The organism is Enterococcus sp. AZ191, assembly GCF_051713845.1.
Classification (GTDB): Bacteria; Bacillota; Bacilli; order Lactobacillales; family Enterococcaceae; genus Enterococcus_B; species Enterococcus_B durans.
On record NZ_JBIOQS010000001.1, the window covers coordinates 2,172,844 to 2,190,628 of the forward strand.

The 17,785-nt window shown below is 37.9% G+C and carries 19 protein-coding genes and 2 pseudogenes; 2 read left to right on the forward strand and 19 right to left on the reverse strand.

The features are described 5' to 3' along the window. Window positions 1-39 precede the first annotated feature (39 nt). The 3 genes from IGI47_RS10485 to IGI47_RS10495 all read right to left on the reverse strand — a co-directional run bounded on the left by IGI47_RS10485 (window position 40) and on the right by IGI47_RS10495 (window position 1,283). Window positions 40-486 (reverse strand): GatB/YqeY domain-containing protein, encoded by a 447-nt coding sequence (locus IGI47_RS10485; RefSeq protein WP_005880329.1) that lies wholly within the window; start codon window positions 484-486, stop codon window positions 40-42. A 27-nt stretch (window positions 487-513) separates the two neighbouring features. Then, entirely contained in the window at window positions 514-690 is a 177-nt protein-coding gene (gene rpsU, locus IGI47_RS10490) for a 30S ribosomal protein S21 (RefSeq protein WP_002356740.1), read from the reverse strand. 164 nt (window positions 691-854) lie between these two features. Beyond that, window positions 855-1,283 (reverse strand): Fur family transcriptional regulator, encoded by a 429-nt coding sequence (locus tag IGI47_RS10495; protein WP_311929395.1) that lies wholly within the window; start codon window positions 1,281-1,283, stop codon window positions 855-857. 92 nt (window positions 1,284-1,375) lie between these two features. Between IGI47_RS10495 and IGI47_RS10500 the strand changes: the two genes are divergently transcribed. After that, window positions 1,376-2,233: a pyruvate, water dikinase regulatory protein gene (locus IGI47_RS10500; protein WP_311929396.1), complete on the forward strand. Its 858-nt coding sequence runs from the start codon at window positions 1,376-1,378 to the stop codon at window positions 2,231-2,233. A gap of 72 nt (window positions 2,234-2,305) precedes the next feature. On the opposite strand, the gene IGI47_RS10505 is transcribed toward IGI47_RS10500, so the two are convergent. The 16 genes and pseudogenes from IGI47_RS10505 to IGI47_RS10580 all read right to left on the reverse strand — a co-directional run bounded on the left by IGI47_RS10505 (window position 2,306) and on the right by IGI47_RS10580 (window position 16,634). Continuing rightward, window positions 2,306-2,974: a hypothetical protein gene (locus IGI47_RS10505; protein ID WP_311929398.1), complete on the reverse strand. Its 669-nt coding sequence runs from the start codon at window positions 2,972-2,974 to the stop codon at window positions 2,306-2,308. Between the two features lie 576 nt (window positions 2,975-3,550). Further along, on the reverse strand, window positions 3,551-4,489 hold the full coding sequence (locus tag IGI47_RS10510; RefSeq protein ID WP_311929400.1) for an NADP-dependent oxidoreductase: 939 nt from the start codon (window positions 4,487-4,489) through the stop codon (window positions 3,551-3,553). A 36-nt stretch (window positions 4,490-4,525) separates the two neighbouring features. Further along, window positions 4,526-4,915 (reverse strand): YbgA family protein, encoded by a 390-nt coding sequence (locus tag IGI47_RS10515; RefSeq protein WP_311929402.1) that lies wholly within the window; start codon window positions 4,913-4,915, stop codon window positions 4,526-4,528. Window positions 4,916-5,533: 618 nt separating this feature from the next. Continuing rightward, the gene (locus IGI47_RS10520; protein ID WP_438784170.1) at window positions 5,534-6,208 is read right to left on the reverse strand and encodes a hypothetical protein; all 675 of its coding nucleotides are present in this window, start codon (window positions 6,206-6,208) and stop codon (window positions 5,534-5,536) included. Window positions 6,209-6,220: 12 nt separating this feature from the next. Further along, window positions 6,221-6,580: a hypothetical protein gene (locus IGI47_RS10525; RefSeq protein ID WP_438784172.1), complete on the reverse strand. Its 360-nt coding sequence runs from the start codon at window positions 6,578-6,580 to the stop codon at window positions 6,221-6,223. Between the two features lie 33 nt (window positions 6,581-6,613). Then, window positions 6,614-6,718: a helix-turn-helix transcriptional regulator gene (locus IGI47_RS10530; RefSeq protein ID WP_438784174.1), complete on the reverse strand. Its 105-nt coding sequence runs from the start codon at window positions 6,716-6,718 to the stop codon at window positions 6,614-6,616. A 182-nt stretch (window positions 6,719-6,900) separates the two neighbouring features. Next, complete coding sequence (locus tag IGI47_RS10535; RefSeq protein ID WP_438784175.1) at window positions 6,901-7,176, reverse strand: hypothetical protein; 276 nt, start codon at window positions 7,174-7,176, stop codon at window positions 6,901-6,903. An 18-nt stretch (window positions 7,177-7,194) separates the two neighbouring features. Beyond that, window positions 7,195-7,392 carry a hypothetical protein gene (locus IGI47_RS10540; protein WP_311929407.1) on the reverse strand — a complete coding sequence of 66 codons (198 nt, stop codon included), beginning with the start codon at window positions 7,390-7,392 and terminating at the stop codon, window positions 7,195-7,197. A 225-nt stretch (window positions 7,393-7,617) separates the two neighbouring features. Next, window positions 7,618-7,882, reverse strand: a pseudogene (locus tag IGI47_RS10545) (hypothetical protein). A gap of 166 nt (window positions 7,883-8,048) precedes the next feature. Beyond that, window positions 8,049-8,899, reverse strand: a pseudogene (locus IGI47_RS10550) (NAD-dependent epimerase/dehydratase family protein). A gap of 183 nt (window positions 8,900-9,082) precedes the next feature. Then, window positions 9,083-9,376, reverse strand: coding sequence for an ArsR/SmtB family transcription factor (locus IGI47_RS10555; RefSeq protein WP_005880349.1), 294 nt, complete (start codon window positions 9,374-9,376; stop codon window positions 9,083-9,085). A gap of 69 nt (window positions 9,377-9,445) precedes the next feature. Then, complete coding sequence (locus tag IGI47_RS10560; protein ID WP_438784176.1) at window positions 9,446-11,173, reverse strand: phospho-sugar mutase; 1,728 nt, start codon at window positions 11,171-11,173, stop codon at window positions 9,446-9,448. Between the two features lie 304 nt (window positions 11,174-11,477). Next, window positions 11,478-12,218 (reverse strand): oxygen-insensitive NADPH nitroreductase, encoded by a 741-nt coding sequence (gene nfsA, locus IGI47_RS10565; protein WP_438784177.1) that lies wholly within the window; start codon window positions 12,216-12,218, stop codon window positions 11,478-11,480. A 519-nt stretch (window positions 12,219-12,737) separates the two neighbouring features. After that, on the reverse strand, window positions 12,738-13,691 hold the full coding sequence (gene trxB / locus IGI47_RS10570; protein WP_311929661.1) for a thioredoxin-disulfide reductase: 954 nt from the start codon (window positions 13,689-13,691) through the stop codon (window positions 12,738-12,740). Window positions 13,692-13,809: 118 nt separating this feature from the next. Beyond that, window positions 13,810-15,240, reverse strand: coding sequence for a 6-phospho-beta-glucosidase (locus tag IGI47_RS10575; RefSeq protein ID WP_005880359.1), 1,431 nt, complete (start codon window positions 15,238-15,240; stop codon window positions 13,810-13,812). Continuing rightward, window positions 15,240-16,634 (reverse strand): 6-phospho-beta-glucosidase, encoded by a 1,395-nt coding sequence (locus IGI47_RS10580; protein ID WP_438784178.1) that lies wholly within the window; start codon window positions 16,632-16,634, stop codon window positions 15,240-15,242. The genes IGI47_RS10575 and IGI47_RS10580 overlap by 1 nt, the downstream gene beginning before the upstream one ends. A gap of 221 nt (window positions 16,635-16,855) precedes the next feature. Here IGI47_RS10580 and IGI47_RS10585 point away from each other — a divergent pair, with 221 nt between their 5' ends. Beyond that, window positions 16,856-17,752: a MurR/RpiR family transcriptional regulator gene (locus tag IGI47_RS10585; RefSeq protein WP_005880364.1), complete on the forward strand. Its 897-nt coding sequence runs from the start codon at window positions 16,856-16,858 to the stop codon at window positions 17,750-17,752. Window positions 17,753-17,785 lie beyond the last annotated feature (33 nt).

The following is a 17,785-nucleotide window of genomic DNA, read 5'->3' on the forward strand; positions in this document are numbered from 1 at the left end:
AAACTGCGAACAAATTGCTCGCAGTTTTAAATTACAAGATTAGGATTGTAATAGTTCTTTCACGATTGCATTGACTTGATTTCCATCTGCTTTTCCTTTGACTTTAGGCATGATCACACCCATGACTTTACCAAATTCTTTTACAGAAGAAGCACCAGTTTGCGTAATCGCTTCTTGAACAAGTTGACGAATATCATCCTCAGATAATTGCTCTGGCATGTATTTCTCAACGATCACAATTTCACTTTTCACTTTTTCAGCCAAATCGTCACGCCCAGCTTCTTCAAACTCATGTAAAGAATCACGGCGTTGCTTCATTTCACGAGACAACACTGTTAGTTCTTCATCTTCCGTCAAGTCGTGACCTTCTTTGATCTGCTCATTTTGAATAGATGACTTGATCATACGAATCACCTGCAAAGATTCTTTATCTTTCGCTTTCATCGCTGTCTTCATGTCATCGTTCAATCTACTTAGTAGTGACACACTACCAACTCCCAATTCATCAAAGAACTAGAATTTTTTGCGTTTTCTAGCTGCTTCAGATTTTTTCTTACGTTTTACACTTGGTTTTTCGTAGAATTCACGTTTACGAGATTCTTGTAAAGTACCCGCTTTTGACACGGAACGTTTGAAGCGACGAAGAGCATCGTCAAGTGATTCGTTTTTGCGAACGACTGTTTTTGACATGTTAATTCCCTCCCTCCGAGCTTAAAAAGTAACCGTAATTGTTATTGAAATTTAAATCCCAAAAAACAAGAATGTCCTGTAAATATTATATCTAAAGCTCTTTTGACCGTCAAGGGAATCTTGTGTTTTTTTTAAATAATCAAATGTTATTTTATTTAAAACAATTATTGACAGTTTTCACACCGCCCGAAGATCTCGAAACGATGGCCTTCGATCGTACAACCATTTAATTGGTCCTGAAAATAATTCATTGGGCACATATGGATCTCCTTGGTTGTTCCACAAACCGTGCAGATAAAGTGATGATGGTGCCCGATCTCTCCCTGACAACAATGAAAGCGAAATTTCATTTCTCCATTCAAATCTGTTTCTTCCAATAAATCAAGTTCAGAAAAATCATGAAGATTTCGATAAACTGTATCATAACTGACCCCTTTGAACTCCTGATTCATGTAATCAAAAACTTCTTTAGCCGATACATATCGATTTCGTTTTACTAAGTAAGTCAACATCGCTTCGCGCTTCTTCGTATACTTAAATCCGTTATTTTTCAATGTTTCTAATGATTGTTCGACCAATGTTTGCTTTTTCAAGGCGTTTCCTCCAAATCAAAATGATTACGAAGTATATGTTCCACAGTATGGTATACTAAAGATAAAAAAAATGCAAGTGAGGTTTTATATCTATGACTTTTGAGACAACAGAGATCGTTACCTTTTTCGTCATTTCTGATTCTGCTGGCGAAACAGCAACCAAGTTAGCGCAAGCAACTATGGCTCAATATCCATCAGTCGAATTCAATTTATTCCGACGGACATTTGTAACAGACAAAGAAGCACTTCAGCAAGCCTTAGAAGATGCCCTTGAAGAAAAAGCACTTGTCCTCCATACTTTGATCAACCAAGAATTGATTGAAATGACACGAGATTTTTGCCAGAAAAATGACCTATTTAGTTTTGACGTCATAACGCCGCCAATCCAAGAAATCGAACGATTGACTGGAGTCAAACCGACACGTCAGCCTGGGGCACTCCATTTATTGAATGAAAATTATTTTAGACGGATCAAAGCGATGGAATTTGCTGTAAAATATGATGATGGAAAAGATCCCCGTGGTTTTTTAGAAGCAGATGTTGTCCTACTTGGGGTATCACGAACATCAAAAACACCATTAAGTTTGTTTTTAGCAAATAAGAACCTGAAAGTTGCGAACTTGCCACTGATTCCTCAAGCCCATATCCCTAAACAGCTCTGGGAAATCGATCCGAAAAAAATCGTTGGCTTGACCAACAATCCGGATATCCTTAATAACATTCGCAAAGAGCGGATGCGTTCCTATGGACTAAATCCGGACACAGCCTATTCTGATATTGAAAAAATCCGAGCTGAACTAGATTTCGCAAATGATCTTTATAAAAAACTAGGATGCGTGGTCATCAACGTCGCCTCCCTTTCAATCGAAGAAACTGCATCATTGATTTTAAATGCACTAGACTTAGAAGACCATAGTTACTATGGTACCGAAACCTCTGGTGAGAAATGAACAAAAAAACTGATTCAACTAATTTTAGTGAATCAGTTTTTTTATATGTATGCATTCAACCCTCGTTCCAAGCTATCGATATATACTGATTACCTCTTTTGCCTGACTTTTTGGCTTTTTGCTTGATGGATAACTTTTTCGAGTAAGTTCTTTGACTGTATGCTGTGAATTTTCCTGAGTTGAGGGTAGTGCAGTTGCGGCTTTTCTTTCATTTTTTTGAGAGAAACTAGCTATATTGTCTCCTTCTCTATTTTTTAATGGTTTCTTGAATAATTTGTTTCTTAGGCTTTTTAAGCTATTCGGTTGTATACTCTTATCGCTGTCAATCATCTGACTCTTTTTTAACGAAAAATATTTTTTTAATTCTGATTCAAGTGTTTCTTTCATTTTAGGTTCAGGCTCATTCATAGTTTCTTCATGGCGGTAACTGTGATGGTTACTATCCATTTCCCTTTTAGGCATTCGAAAATAAGGGTTGTAGGCTTCTTGTATCATATCTATTTCTTCTGGTGGAGCGGAAGGAGCATAGGGATTTTTTTCCCTTTGTAACAACATATCACGGCTATTATCCTTTTCTCCAGCGATTTCACCTGCGTAGTCTATGATCCCTAGTTTTTCTAATTTCTCTGATTTATCTATCCCGATGAAATCATGTGTTTCTACAGCAATGCTGAGTCTGTTTAAAGAATCCTTATCCTTTAGTGATACTGTCGCTGTTGACAAAGAATCATGGTCATTCATCTTATCTACCCCTTAATATGCAATATTTAACTACTATTTTTCTATTATAGAGTAGGTTGTTCAGCAAACCTGAACGATTTATTCTCCGATTAAAAAAAGAGTTTTCTGAAAAAAGGAGCACCTCCTTCAAAAATAGAACTTTCATTCTTCTAGACATGTCTGTTCCCCTTCTGCATTCATCCCTCAGAGACACCAAAATTTTATCTTATTCAAAGAACAAAGAAGGATTTCCCTAAAAAAGTGTAAAACAAAAGCAAAGAACACTTTTGCTTCATTCTTTAAAAACGAATAAACGGTGGGAGCAGAAGCAACTCCTTCTTAAATAAGCCGAAATTCACAAAAATTTGAAAAGCAATTTCCGTTAATTTCTTCTTATTCTCGGAGTTAAACACTTCTGTCCCATCCTCGCCAAACATGGATAAACAGTAAAGGCAACTCTTTTCAGAAAAATAAGTCGAAACTCGAATATGGGACAAACCTAAATGACTTTTGTCTCGACCTCTTTGAATCTATCTATCTTTTGCTCCATTGAATTCATTACTGATAGGAATAGTTATGGTGGCATAGATTGGTCGATTACTCATTTACTAAAACGATTTTCCCCTTAGCATGGTGAGTCGCACTTAATTCATGAGCAGCCTTCACACCTTCTGCTGTAAGTGGATACGTATGACCAACGATGCTTTTAACTTTTCCTGCTTCCATTAGATCAGCAATTTCTTGTAATTGTTTGCCGTCTGGTTGAAGCCAAATACTTTTTGCCACCGCAATGTTCTTGGCTAATTCTTCATCAGGTTGGTCAACGACTGAGATCAACCGTCCTTTTGGATTCAATACTTCGAAGCTGGCTTTTTGAATATCTCCACCCATCGTATCGAAGACTAAGTCCACGTCTTCTAATACTTCTGAAAAGTCAGTGGTATGGTAATCAATCACTTGATCCGCACCAAGTTCTTTTAGTAACTTATGGTTCTTTTCACTAGCAGTCGTAATGACAAAAGCGCCCGTATTTTTAGCTAATTGAATGGCATAAATACCGACTCCACCAGCACCCGCATGGATCAAGACTCTTTCACCAGCTTTTAATTTTCCATGCGTGAATAGTGCTTGATAAGCAGTCAACCCTGCTAATGGCACAGCCGCTGCATCTTCAAAAGAAACAGAATCAGGTTTTTTTGCTAATAAATGATCGTCTACGATCGTAAAATCAGCATAGGTGCCGAAACGAGTTGTCTCTGGTCGTGCAAATACTGCTTGGCCGACTTGCCAATCTTGCACTTCTGAACCAACTGCCGCAATCTCACCTGCAACATCCCAACCTAGAATAATCGGAAATTCCCAAGGCATCATTTGTGCTAGATACCCTTCACGAAGTTTCCAGTCAATCGGATTGACTGAGGTAGCTTTGACTTTGACTAACACTTGATGGGCCCCTAGTTCAGGTAAAGTTACTCTGCCTTCTTTCAATTGGTCTGCATGACCATATTCTTCTATAACGATTGCACGTGTTTCCATCTGTACATCCCTCCATATCGTCTTATTATAAAAGTCCTAGTGAATATCCGGAAATGATTTGCACTCATCAAACAGATGAGATTCTAAAAGATACATGATTTGGTATTTTTCTGCCAGCCATTTTAGATACGGAAGTACCTCGTCCTGACGTTCTGTTAATTGATCCAGCAGACCAAAAAAGTGCTGTTTTTCGTCTGCTGTTGCCGTCTTTTTAAAATATCCCCAAACATGTTCATATGTATTTCTCTTCGCTTTTAGATCAACCGGCATTCTTTTTACAATATCCAATTGCTGATAAAATTGCTTGTTTTTCGTCTCTGACCACTGATTACCAGAAAAAAGCTGGCGCAACGCTAAATAGTCTTTTTGTGATCGGGCCATGACAAAATATTTCCATCGGGCCCATTCTTCTTGGCTCGCGCGCATCTTTTACACCTCTTTCTTTCATCTTAACACCTGACCAGTTGACTATTGAAGAAAAAGGCTCACTAGTTCATGCAACATTTGATTGAACATAGCAGTCGTTAGCAACAAATAACGATGGAATTGAAAAATACCAATTAAAGATAGAAATAAATTCCATAATTGAACCTCTACTGAAGCCATGAGAGGTCAAAATGAGGTCGAGACAAAAGTATTTCTTACTTTTGTACCACGATCGTTTTTTTGAAATTTCCGAAAAACATGACTTTTGAACATCGTTTATTCGCGAGTCTATAGTAAACCTGATTTTTAGATTTATTCCAAGCTCGTCTTGTTACTTATCTATGGTTCAAGAACAATAATACTATTTCTCTATATGTATTTACACGCTCATTTATTTTCTTAAATCCTAAAAAGACCTTGGAATCCCCATTATTCCAAGGTCCAATTTCTAGAAGGGTTTAATAAATTTTTTAGAGGGTTTCTAGAAATCTCATCGCTACATACTTAATTTAGCATGTTTGAAAATATTATTTTAACCAACTATTGCCTTAACATAATCCACCAATTAACAAATTCCACTTGATATCAAACTAAAAAAGCAGTTTCATTTAATACAATTCAAAAGAAAACCCGTAAAGTCATCAAAACCATCGTTATCGCACCGGTTATGAGCATCGCAGCTTCATAGGCCACAGGTGTTTTTTCCAACTGCTTAGGTGTTAGCCTCACAATTGTGACATCAGGAGATCCCGTTTGTAAGTATTTTTCATAGGCGTAGGTTTTTGGGATGAGACCGACTGTCACGTTCTTGGTATTTTTTTGCAGACGTTCCTTCAGCTCATCAAAAGTCACGACTTCCCAATAGATCTTCGGATAATCCCGCATCACTTGCCGCAAATTTTCATAATTGAAGGTCATGAGATTTTTCGGTTGATTCTTTTGACTCATCTTTTGATTATCCACCAATACATAGCCAGTGGTTCGACCGACGACCGCTCCCTTTGGTGCCATTTGTCGCATGAAATCTTCCGCGCCAATTTTGATTGCTTTGATGGAGGGCTTGGCTTGCTTGATCAACGGGAAATAACGTTGGGACATGGAAGTGACTGCCACCGCCTCATATTCAGCGATCTTTTCAGGTGTCAAATCATAGCCCGGAACGGTTTCCCATTCATAGTCTGAATAGTCTATTTTGAGATAATTTAATAACCGAGGGACATAATTTTGGTCTTGACTGGACCAAAAGATCCCATCCGCAGTTTGAGTTGCTGTAACTGGTATCAAACCTTTCATTTTCTTCTCCTCCTAGAGTACATATTCACTTTGAATCAAAATAATGATCAGATCCATGACGATAAAAAAAATCCACAAATAAATTCCCAAGTCATACATATTTTCTCCTTGAGCATAAACATTTGCCAACCGTTTTGTCCGACGCAAATATTCTGAGACGATCAACGTACCTCCTAGGGAATAAATCAGCACATATTTCATAGAAAAAGGATGGAGCACTAATTGAACCGCTAACATGATTACTGACCAAAACAAGAAGATGATTAAAAAATCCCGACCAATTTTCCTTTTATCCACTGGCTTATTTTTTTTATTAGGCGCTTGGATCAATTCATCCAAGGAAACGTGAAAGAGTTCACTGAGGAGAATCAAATTTTCTAATTCCGGTTGTCCTTTATCATTCTCTCAATTCGAAATCGTCTGGCGGGTGACGAAAATCCGTTCCGCCAATTGCGCTTGGGTCAAATCTTGTGAGACCCGTAATTTTTTTAGACCTTCACCAAATGTCATTTTCCCACTTCCCTTCTTCTTCATTGTAGCAAAATAGCTTTTTTTGGGAAGAAAATCTTGTCAAAAACCATGTCAAAGTGAGCCGACATCCTATTAAATCAAGTTTTCCCAAAAAAATCACTGATCTTAGTCTTGCATCGATCAGTGAGTCCACCATTAATTATCCTATTTTTAACTGGTGCTTATTTGTTCTCATTCTTTGAAAGTTTGCTGGTTTTATTTATAAAATCAATATCTCGTCGAATACCTTCGCGAGGGAAGTTCCATACTCCTTTGATTAGCTGAATCTTGATTAAACAAGTATTTTCGTCATTAGCGTCGTTGGCTTGCTCATACCATTCGGAAAAAATATTGCGGACGGTTTTCATTATTTGGACATTTTTTTCGTCATTGACCCAACCGAGATTTTCGGCTATGCCCTCTGCAGTGAAACTTTCAACCACAATACCAATCAACACTGCTGGATTGACCGTCAGCTATCGCACTTTGTTAGTAGTAGCATAGGATATAACGTAGAAGGCTCCGTCAAGATAGACTGCATCGACTAATCGTACTACGGGTTTTGGTAAGCCATCATCCGTTGTCTCAAGCGCGATGGTTGAAAGAGCAATTAGATTATCTTTATCTCCAAGTTTCTCTGATAGATATTGCATTTCTTCATTATAGATTGTCATTGAATTCTTTCCATTTCTTAGTTACAAAAATAGTTTCATGGCAATCGTTTTTACTCATTTTTTTCTTTCAGAACATCAATCAAAATAGAAAAGCAACATTCTTTACGTTTATTGAAAACCTGCGCTGATTTATATTGCTATTGCTTTCACACTTAATTGCTACTCAACAAAAGCTCCACACATCACAATTTAATTTTTTTATCATCACATTGCAATTTTTCCTTTTTAACTTTTTTGCAATAAGGCGTACTTCATCATGATCAATTTTATTTTTACATAGTTTCCTTGTTCGTCACTACCTACACTCTTTCCACTAATATCATCTGGATAATACTTCCGAATCTCGTTCTTCTTTTTGAATACATACAGATTTATTTTTTAAATTCAAGATTTCTTCAGTCGTCAGTTGTTACTTATCCAAATTTTTATTGGTACGTTACTCGTTCTCCTCATCGATCACTTCTGTATGGACAGAAAGATAGGATTCCAAACATTTTAAACGTCCTCAATCATTTTTAAGTCCTCCCTTCCCTCCTACATGTCCACCAGTATCTAGTACTGCTAGTTAAATTTATAAAAGAGGTCGAGACAAAAGCCGTTTATTCAAGAGTCTGTACCAAAACTGATTTCTAGATTTGTCCCACATTCCTTTATAATCATTTTAAACTATTTTCAGCGAGTATTTGAGAGATTCCTGTTTCAAAAGAGGTAATTTTAAAATCAGGAAATGTCTTTTTAAATTTGTCGGATACAAAAACATTATCGACCTCATATCTAGGCAGTAACTCATCTAATTCACGTACCTTTTTACTGAAAAGCTTAGCTACTTTAAATTGCCATAAAGGAATGACTTTATACTTCAATGATTTATTGCCTATTTTTTCAGAAATATCGATCATATCCTGAAAGGTATGAGGCTCATCACAAGGCAAATGCCAAATCTGATCAGAGGCTGTTGGTGTATTTCCAATCAGTGCCATTGCTCGGCTAGCATCAGGGGTCCATATCAATGTACGCGACGTATCTTTATTGACAGGGAAAATTGCGGTAGCGTTACTTTTAACTTTGTTTAGTACCAGCGTATTTGTGATGCTCTGTGTTTTACCTGGTCCATAAAACTCTGGTGCGCGATAAATAACCGCTTTTAAACGACCCATTTCCATTTCACTTACTATTAATTCTGCCATCCTAGAACGTATGATAGATTTTCTTCCTACAGGTGAATAGTTAGTATTTTCATTCTGTGGTGTACTATCTTTGGAATACATATACGTGTTATCAAAAAAACAAGCTTACTGTTAGATTCTTTGCAAGCCTGAATGACATTCGTAGTAATTTTAAGAAAATTGTTTTCCCAAAGATCAGAGTCCATTGGTAAGCCCACGGTGAAATAAACAATATCACTATTTTCGATCGCTTTCTTGGTTTGATTAAAGTCCATTAAATCTACTGAACCCAGTTGATACGTAGGGGCGATTTTTTTAGGTTTTCGACTGACTAATCGAATGTCGGTTGGATAATTCTTTTGCTAGTTCATGGCTGATTTAGCAAAACCTTGGGAAAATTATTTGATCATACAAAAAAAGAGTGGAGGACAAAACTAAAAATCAGTTTTGTCCCACACTTCCAAGTGATTTGACTATCACACTATTTAGCTTAAAGCCAAAACAAATGTGAAGATCACCTATTTTTACTGATGTTCAACGTGTTTCAATGTTTGTTCCAAAATATCTAATACGTGGAAGTCATCTAAGCTATACAAGATTGCTTTTCCTTCACGATGTGATTTAACGACATGATTTTCTCTTAACAAACGTAACTGATGGGAAACAGCTGACTGCTCCATTTCAACTGCTTGGCTGATTGCTGTGACGTTTTGTTCACCATCTTTTAAATAGATCAAGATTTTTAATCTGGTTGGATCACTTAATACTTTAAACAACTGACTGACTTTTTCTACTTCGCTTTTCTGGTTGTCTGACAATCGGTTCACCTCCATTGAAAAAGACTGACTTCTAAAGTTTACCACTTTTTCTGTCAGTCTCAAGTCTTTTTATTCTTCTGTCATTTCTTTGATCGTTGCTTCATACCGGTTTATTTTATTTTCAGCATCCTTGGCAGATTCGCCTTTTACTCCGATATAAAACTTGATTTTCGGCTCTGTTCCTGAAGGACGAATAGCGATCCAACCATCTTCCTCCAATACGTATTTCAATACATCAGAAGGTGGTGTCGTCAATTTTTCACCATTACCTTCAGTGTCTGTTTTTGTCAATTCTTTGAAATCTTCTGTTTGAAGGACCTTAGCACCGGCAAATTCAGTTGGTGCATTATCACGAAACTGTTTCATTAGCGCAGCGATCTTAGCTGACCCTTCTTGACCACTCATGGTAACAGATATCGTTTTTTCCGCATAGTACCCATATTTTTCGAAAATCGTTTGTAATCCATCATACAATGTTTTTCCTTGTTTCTTATAGAAAGCAGCAACTTCTGCTAATAGTAGCAATGCTTGGATCGCATCTTTATCCCGTACAAATGGTTTCACTAAATAGCCATAGCTTTCCTCAAAACCGAACATGAAAGTTTGGGAATGATCTTCTTCAAATTGGTGGATTTTTTCTGCGATAAATTTGAAGCCTGTTAAAACATTCAACATCTTTGCACCATAGCTTTCTGCAATGGCTGCAGGTAATTCGCTAGAAACAATCGATTTAAGAACAGCAGCATTTTCAGGAAGTGTACCGCGAGATTGATGTGCTTCTAGAATGTATTGAACCAACAATGCACCGATCTGGTTTCCTGTCAGTACCTTGTAAGTACCGTCTGGCTGACGTACAGCCGCCCCTAAACGGTCGGCATCTGGATCGGTAGCAATCAATAAATCTGCGTCTTCTTTTTCACCAAGACGCATCGCATATTCAAAAGCAGAATGTTCTTCTGGATTTGGTGATTTGACTGTCGTAAAGTCTGGATCTGGGATTGCTTGCTCTGGTACTAATACAAATTGTTCAAAACCAGCTTGTTTCAATGCTCTTTCTCCAAGCATCTTACCTGTCCCATGTAATGGGGTGTACACTAATTTCAAATCTTTCCCCATTGTTTCGACTAACTCTTGATCGATCGTTACAGCTTTGATTTCTTCAAGATAAGCACGATCCACTTCTTCCCCGATAATCGTGATCAAATCACTTGTCTTTGCTTTTTCATCTTCCAGTACTTCTACTTTCAATGGATTGCTTACTTCACGAACATATTTTGTCAATGCGTCCGCGTCAGCTGGCGGCATTTGCCCACCATCTTCTCCATATACTTTATAACCATTATAAGCTGCAGGGTTATGTGAAGCTGTTACCATGATACCCGCAAACGTATTCAAATGACGGACCGCAAAAGACAACTCAGGTGTTGGTCGTAAACTTTCAAAAACAAAAGATGGGATATCATGTTGTGCCAACGTTTTTGCAGCTTCCATTGCAAATTCTGGTGATTGATGACGTGAATCATACGCAATTGCTACCCCACGTTTTTTTGTTTCTGTTCCTTGTGTATCCATGAAACGTGCAAGCCCTTCTGTAGCTTGTCTAACCGTATAGATGTTCATTCGATTGATTCCAGGACCTAAGATTCCTCGCATGCCAGCTGTCCCGAATTCTAATGGTGCATAAAAAGCATCTTCCAATTTTTCAGGATCTTGACGCAGATCATTTAATTGTTGTTTTAAATTTTCTTCTAAATTTTCTTCATTTGCCCATTGCTCGTATACTTGTTCCCAAGACATGAAGCTAACACCTCTTTCTAAAATATGTTCCTTCCTTAGTATAGCATTCTCTTTTTATATAGAAAAGCGCATGACACGAAAACAATACCCTATCCTCAGACAAAACCACCGTTTTTTGTTTTGATACGATTAAAAGAAAAACACTCAAAAAGAGGTATTCAAGCATTTTTTGTAGTAATTATTTTTGTACCTAGTTCACTTTATCCACCAGCACATGCCATGGTAGAATCAAACGATTGTTTCTATGAACGTTCATAGCCCATAGGAATTAGTTAAAACACTCCTATTTTTTAACAATCTGGTTCTATTTTTTTGCAAGACCTTGCTTGTTTAGATAGTCTTTCATTCCCATTCTAGACAATCGATGGAAACTATTTACTGTGCCATCTCCCCACGTTTTATTACTAGAATTACCGATACGGTTAGTATAATATCGTCTTGTTATTTCTTCATATTCATTGATGATTTCATCTGTATCCTTGTTGTATTTATCTATATGATAGATACCCGCCATTGGAATCCTAGGTTTCAATTCATTTTTAGCTTTTGGATAACCTACAACTAATCCAAAAACAGGAAAAACATATTCTGGTAATTCCAGCAGGTCAGATATTTCTACAATAGCATCGCGAATACCACCAATATAACAAACTCCCAAGCCCATCAATTCTGCTGCAACAGTCATATTTTGTGCCGCTAAACTAGCATCAATCGCCCCTGCTAGAATAGCGTCAACTCCTTCGAGCATTGGTTGGATATCAATATTCCTTTCTTGCGATAACCGATGTAATCTTTGCAGATCTGCACAAAAGACAAAGAAGTGACTACCTTCGGAAATAAAAGGCTGATTTCCAGCTAATTCAGCAATCTTCCCTTTTAATTTATCATCCTCTACACCAATAATCGTGTATGCTTGTAAAAAACTTGCAGAAGATGCGGACTGAGCAGCCAGTATCAATTCTTTTACTTGTTCTTCATTGATTTTTTTATCCAAAAATTGTCTAACTGAAACATGTTTTTTTAATAATTCAGTTGTTCCATTCATGTGAGATTTCCTCTTATCCTTTAAATTACGTCCTATATTACCATTTTTATACTGATCACTCAAAAAACATTTGAGCGAAAGATTCCACCTGTTTCTATAAATGTAGATATCAAAAGAGGTCGAGACAGAAATCGTTTCGGTTTGAGAAATTGGAGAAAAAAACGAACAATACGTTTTTTTGAAATTTCCGAAAAACCTGACTTTTGGACTTTCGTTTATTCGATATTCTGTAGCAAAACTGATTTTTAGAGTTGTCCCAAATTCTATACTTGATTATAAATAAAAAAACGATGCCGGAACATCGCTTCTTAAGATAGTCATTTATCGATAAACTTCCTGTGCAGACATATCTGTTTATCCCCAATAAAATGGACCACCCCCCGACAAATAGCCAGAGAGTGGTCCAAAATCTCGATTATATCCATTTTTCATTCTTTTTATCGATTGTTGGAACCAATAATAGAAGTAGGAAATGACGCCTAAGCACCCACCTTTAGCAATTAACGCTATACTTTTTGCCTAGGCTTCAGTTGGTTCGCCTAATGATTCAAGATATTTATACACTTGTTGGCCAGCAATCCCGCCATCTCCAACAGCTGTTGTGATTTGACGTAAGTCTTTTTCACGGACATCGCCGATCGCGAAGACACCTGGCATCGTTGTACGCATGTCTTGATCCGTTGGAATCCAACCTGCTGCATTCGTCAATCCTGCTTTTTTGAATGGTTCAGTTAATGGATCAAGTCCCACATAGATGAAAACACCATCAGCCGCTAATTCGACTGGTTCATTTGTTTTGACATTGTGAGCTTTGACTCCTGTGACGACCATATCATTCCCGATGATTTCATCAGTGACCGTATCCCAGACAAAAGAAATCTTTTCATTTGCAAAAGCTCGATCTTGAATGATTTTTTGTGCGCGCAACTCATCTCTACGGTGAACGATCACTACTTCGGAAGCAAATTGAGTAAGGTAGATTGCTTCTTCTACTGCTGAATCTCCTCCACCGATGACCACTAAACGTTTGTTGCGGAAAAATGCACCATCACAAACTGCACAATAAGAAACGCCACGTCCAGCATATTCTTCTTCGCCTGGAACGCCTAATTTACGGTGGATACATCCTGTGGCAATGATCACTGTTTTTGCTTCATAGCTTTTGTCTTCACAGATGACTTCTTTATAATCGCCATGGTCTTTGATATCTTGAACGATACCATACACGTTTTCAGTGCCAAATCTTGACACACCTTCATACATTTTATACGCTAAATCCGGTCCCATGATCGAATCGAAGCCTGGATAATTTTCTACTTCAGCTGTATTGTTCATTTGTCCCCCAGGAGCACCTTGTTCGATCATAGCCACTGATAGATTTGAACGTGAAGCATACAATGCCGCAGTCATACCAGCAGGTCCCGCACCAATTACGATAACATCATACATATGTACATTCCTCCATTTAGAAATCAAGTAAGCTTACTTTACAGCCTATACCAAAAAAAGTCTATTGTTCTGCTTACAATTTCGAATAGACTTATTATACTCGAAAATTCAGCTTAAAAACAATAGACTTTTAAGACTATCTTTAATTACTTAGATCTTCTCCATTTGTTGCAATCACTTTTTGATACCAGTCAAATGATTTTTTCTTTGAACGTTTCAGTGTTCCATTTCCGTAGTTATCACGATCCACGTAAATGAATCCATAACGTTTTTTCATTTCTCCTGTTCCTGCAGAAACTAGATCGATACATCCCCAAGTCGTATAGCCTAACAAATCAATTCCATCTAATTCCACTGCATCTTTCATCGCTTGGATATGCTGTGCCAAATAATCGATACGATAATCGTCTTCAACGTAGCCATTTTCATCTGGAGTATCGATTGCACCTAAGCCGTTTTCGACAATGAATAGTGGTTTTTGATAGCGATCATAGATATCGTTCATCGTTATGCGCAAGCCTAAAGGATCGATTTGCCATCCCCATTCACTTTCTTTTAAATAAGGATTTTTCGCCGACGCAAAGATGTTTCCAGCGGTTTGTTCCAATAATTCTGGATCAGTGGTAGCTACTCGTGAAGAGTAATAAGAAAATGAAATAAAATCGACAGTATGTTCTTTTAAAAGTGCCAAATCTTCGGATGTCATATCGATCACGATCCCATCACGTTCCATTTTCTTAAGAGCGTATGCCGGATATTCTCCTCTTGATTGAACGTCAATAAAGAAATAGTTCTCATGATCTGCCTGTCTTGAGGCCCAAACATCTTCTGGTTTACACGTGAACGGATAGTTGGTCCCCGCTGCCAGCATACAGCCAACTTTATTTTCTGGATCAACTTCATGAGCAATCTTCGTAGCGATCGCACTGGCTACTAATTCATGGTGGGCAGCTTGATATTTGATTTGTTCAATATTGTCGCCTTCTTCAAAGTAGAGTCCAGCACCCATAAATGGTGCGTGGAGGATCATATTGATTTCATTGAAGGTTAACCAATAATGGACCAAACCTTTATAACGATTGAAGATCACCTGACAAAGGTTTTCATAAAAACCGATCAGTTCCCGTGATCGCCAAGCACCATATTCTTCGACCAAGTGCATTGGGCAATCGAAATGTGTGATGGTCACCAAGGGTTCAATGCCATATTTTTGGCATTCCTTGAATACATCTTCGTAGAATTTTAATCCTTCTTCATTTGGTTCCTTTTCATCTCCTTTTGGAAAAATACGACTCCAAGCGATGGACATCCGATAGGTTTTGAAACCCATTTCTGCAAATAGTGCGATATCTTCTTTGTAGTTGTGGTACATATCGATTGCTTCTTTTGCAGGATAGAAATGTTCCTCATCAAAATCAAACATCTTTTTTTGACCAGTAATCACAGAAAATCGATCCTCACCGATAGGAACGACATCGACATTCGCTAAACCACGACCACCTTCATCATAGCCACCTTCACATTGATTGGCAGCTGTAGCTCCGCCCCATAAAAAATCTTTTCTAAATGCCATTATATCTCCTCCATCACTTTGATTAAATTTCGTGCAACTTCATCTTTCACTTCAATACCTTCTTCTTTCAAACGGTCGATCGTTTGCTTGAATTGTGGTAAATACGCTTCATGGGCAATAAACAATTCATCCATGATTCGCTTGGCAGTCTCGCCAGAACGGACCAACGGGTTGATCGTAAAGGCTTGGAGTACTGTACCATAATCGCCTGTTACAGCTGCTTCGATCGTCAATAACTCCATGTTCTTCATCAATTGGAGCCAGCCTCTTTCTGCAGGTGGTAAAGAACCGAAGGCAACATTTCTGGCCCCATTCGCACCCACGTAAGCTGTCACTTCAACTACACAATCCGCTGGCAGATCAGGGACCGCTCCATCATTTTTCGTAGAAACTACGATTTGTGTTTCTTTATTCCCATAGATAGAAGCAATCGTTTCGCAAGCCGCATCTGAATAATACGCACCTCCACGTTTTTGTAATTGTTCTGGCTTATGGTCTAACTTAGGGTCTTTGTATAATTCAAATAATTCTGCTTCTGTTTCTTTCACTTGTTGTGCTCTTGTTCCGATCGTTCGATACTCTTCTAACGCATGATGGAGCATCTCTTCTTCCCGATAGTAATAGCGATGGTAGCCACAAGGAATCATTTGCATTTGTTTTAATTGTTCTTTAAAGAAAGGAACATCAAAGATATTCTTCGGTAAGCCATTATCATCCGCATACAATCGATCAATCAACTCATTTGTACGATCATTTCCTTTCGCATCCGCTACTTTATGCCAATGGAAATGATTCAAACCAGCAAATTTATAGATAAGATCTTCTTTCTCCTCTCCTAACATTCCTGGTTCCGTCATCATAGCCATTACAGGAACATTGCACAGACCGATGACTTTTTCCCAGTGTCCGTAACGCACAACTGCTTCTGTGACCATCCCACTTGGATTAGCAAAGTTGATCAGCCAAGCATTCGGACAAAGCTCTTTCATTTCTTCTACGATAGCCAAGACGACTGGGATCGTGCGAAACGCTTTGAACATTCCTCCCGCACCATTCGTTTCTTGCCCCAACATACCGTAGTAAGCAGGGATACGTTCGTCTTTCACTCGTGCATCAAGCTGACCAACGCGAAATTGTGTGGTAACAAAATCGGCGCCTTTCAATGCTTCTTTTCTGTTCAATGTCGCATAGATCTGAACATCATATGGGGAAGCATCCCACATACGCTGTGACATTTCACGGACGATCCTTAGTTTTTCACTTCCTTCTTCCACATCGACTAACCATATTTCTCTAATAGGTAATTCTTCATATCGCTTAATAAAACCTTCCATCAATTCAGGGGTATAGCTACTTCCTCCGCCAATCGTTGCAATCTTGACTCCTTGCTTCATAGACTCACTCCTTCATTTTTTTTACAACTATATTATGTTTCTTGTAAAAAAATATCTCAATAATTTGTCGCTTTTTTGAATATTGATTTACAGATATTCGTTTATATACAGCTTTATTTGTAAAAATCCTGCGCATAAGGCTAGTAACAATTGACACTAACGTGTATAACGTTTACAATTCATTTACACAAAATTCTAAAATAATGCAAAGGAGATGCAACATGTTATTACAGGAGAAAATAAAACAAACCTCTTTTTCACCATCTGAAACTGTTGTTATCGAATTTATTCAAACGCATGAACATCAGCTAAATGAATTGACGATCCAACAAATTGCCAAAACATGTTACGTTCATCCTTCTACATTGATACGGATAGCAAAGAAACTCGGCTTTAGTGGGTGGGTGACTTTTAAAGAAGCTTTGGTTACAGAAACAGAATATCTTGAAGGCAATTTTCAAGAAGTCGATGCCAATCTTCCCTTTTTAGAAAACGAAGGGATCATGACCATTGCAAACAAAATTGCTTCTCTGGAACGGATGACGATTGAAGATACATTATCTCTCCTTCATCACGATGAACTACAAAAAGCAAAACAGCTTTTATTGAGAGCAAAAAAAATCGTCCTTTTTTCCAGCAACTCCAACACATTAATTTCTCAAGATTTTATGCTAAAAATGAAACGGATCAAACACGATGTCACAATCGTCACAACTTTCGGGGAAACATACTACGAAGCCTATAACTGTACCCCTGACACCTGTGCAATCTTGATCTCTTATACTGGAGAAAATAAAACGATCCTACGTACAGCAGCCATTTTACAGGAGATCCACGTTCCCATTTTGGCTCTAACCAGTATTGGAGATTCGACCCTTTCTTCTCTCAGTACAGCTGTATTACGCATGACTACAAGAGAACGCTTATATTCAAAAATCAGTAACTTTACCATCAACACATCGATCTGTTATTTGCTAGATGTGTTATACGGATGTGTGTTTGCAGAAGATTATCAAAGAAATTTAGATCATCTGATTAAAATCGGTCAAAAAGTGGATAATCGACCAATCAGTTCATCGATCATGGAAGAGCCCTCCACTTATTTACGCAACTCTTAATCGTGAGTGTGCTCCGTTTGTTCTTGTTTGCCA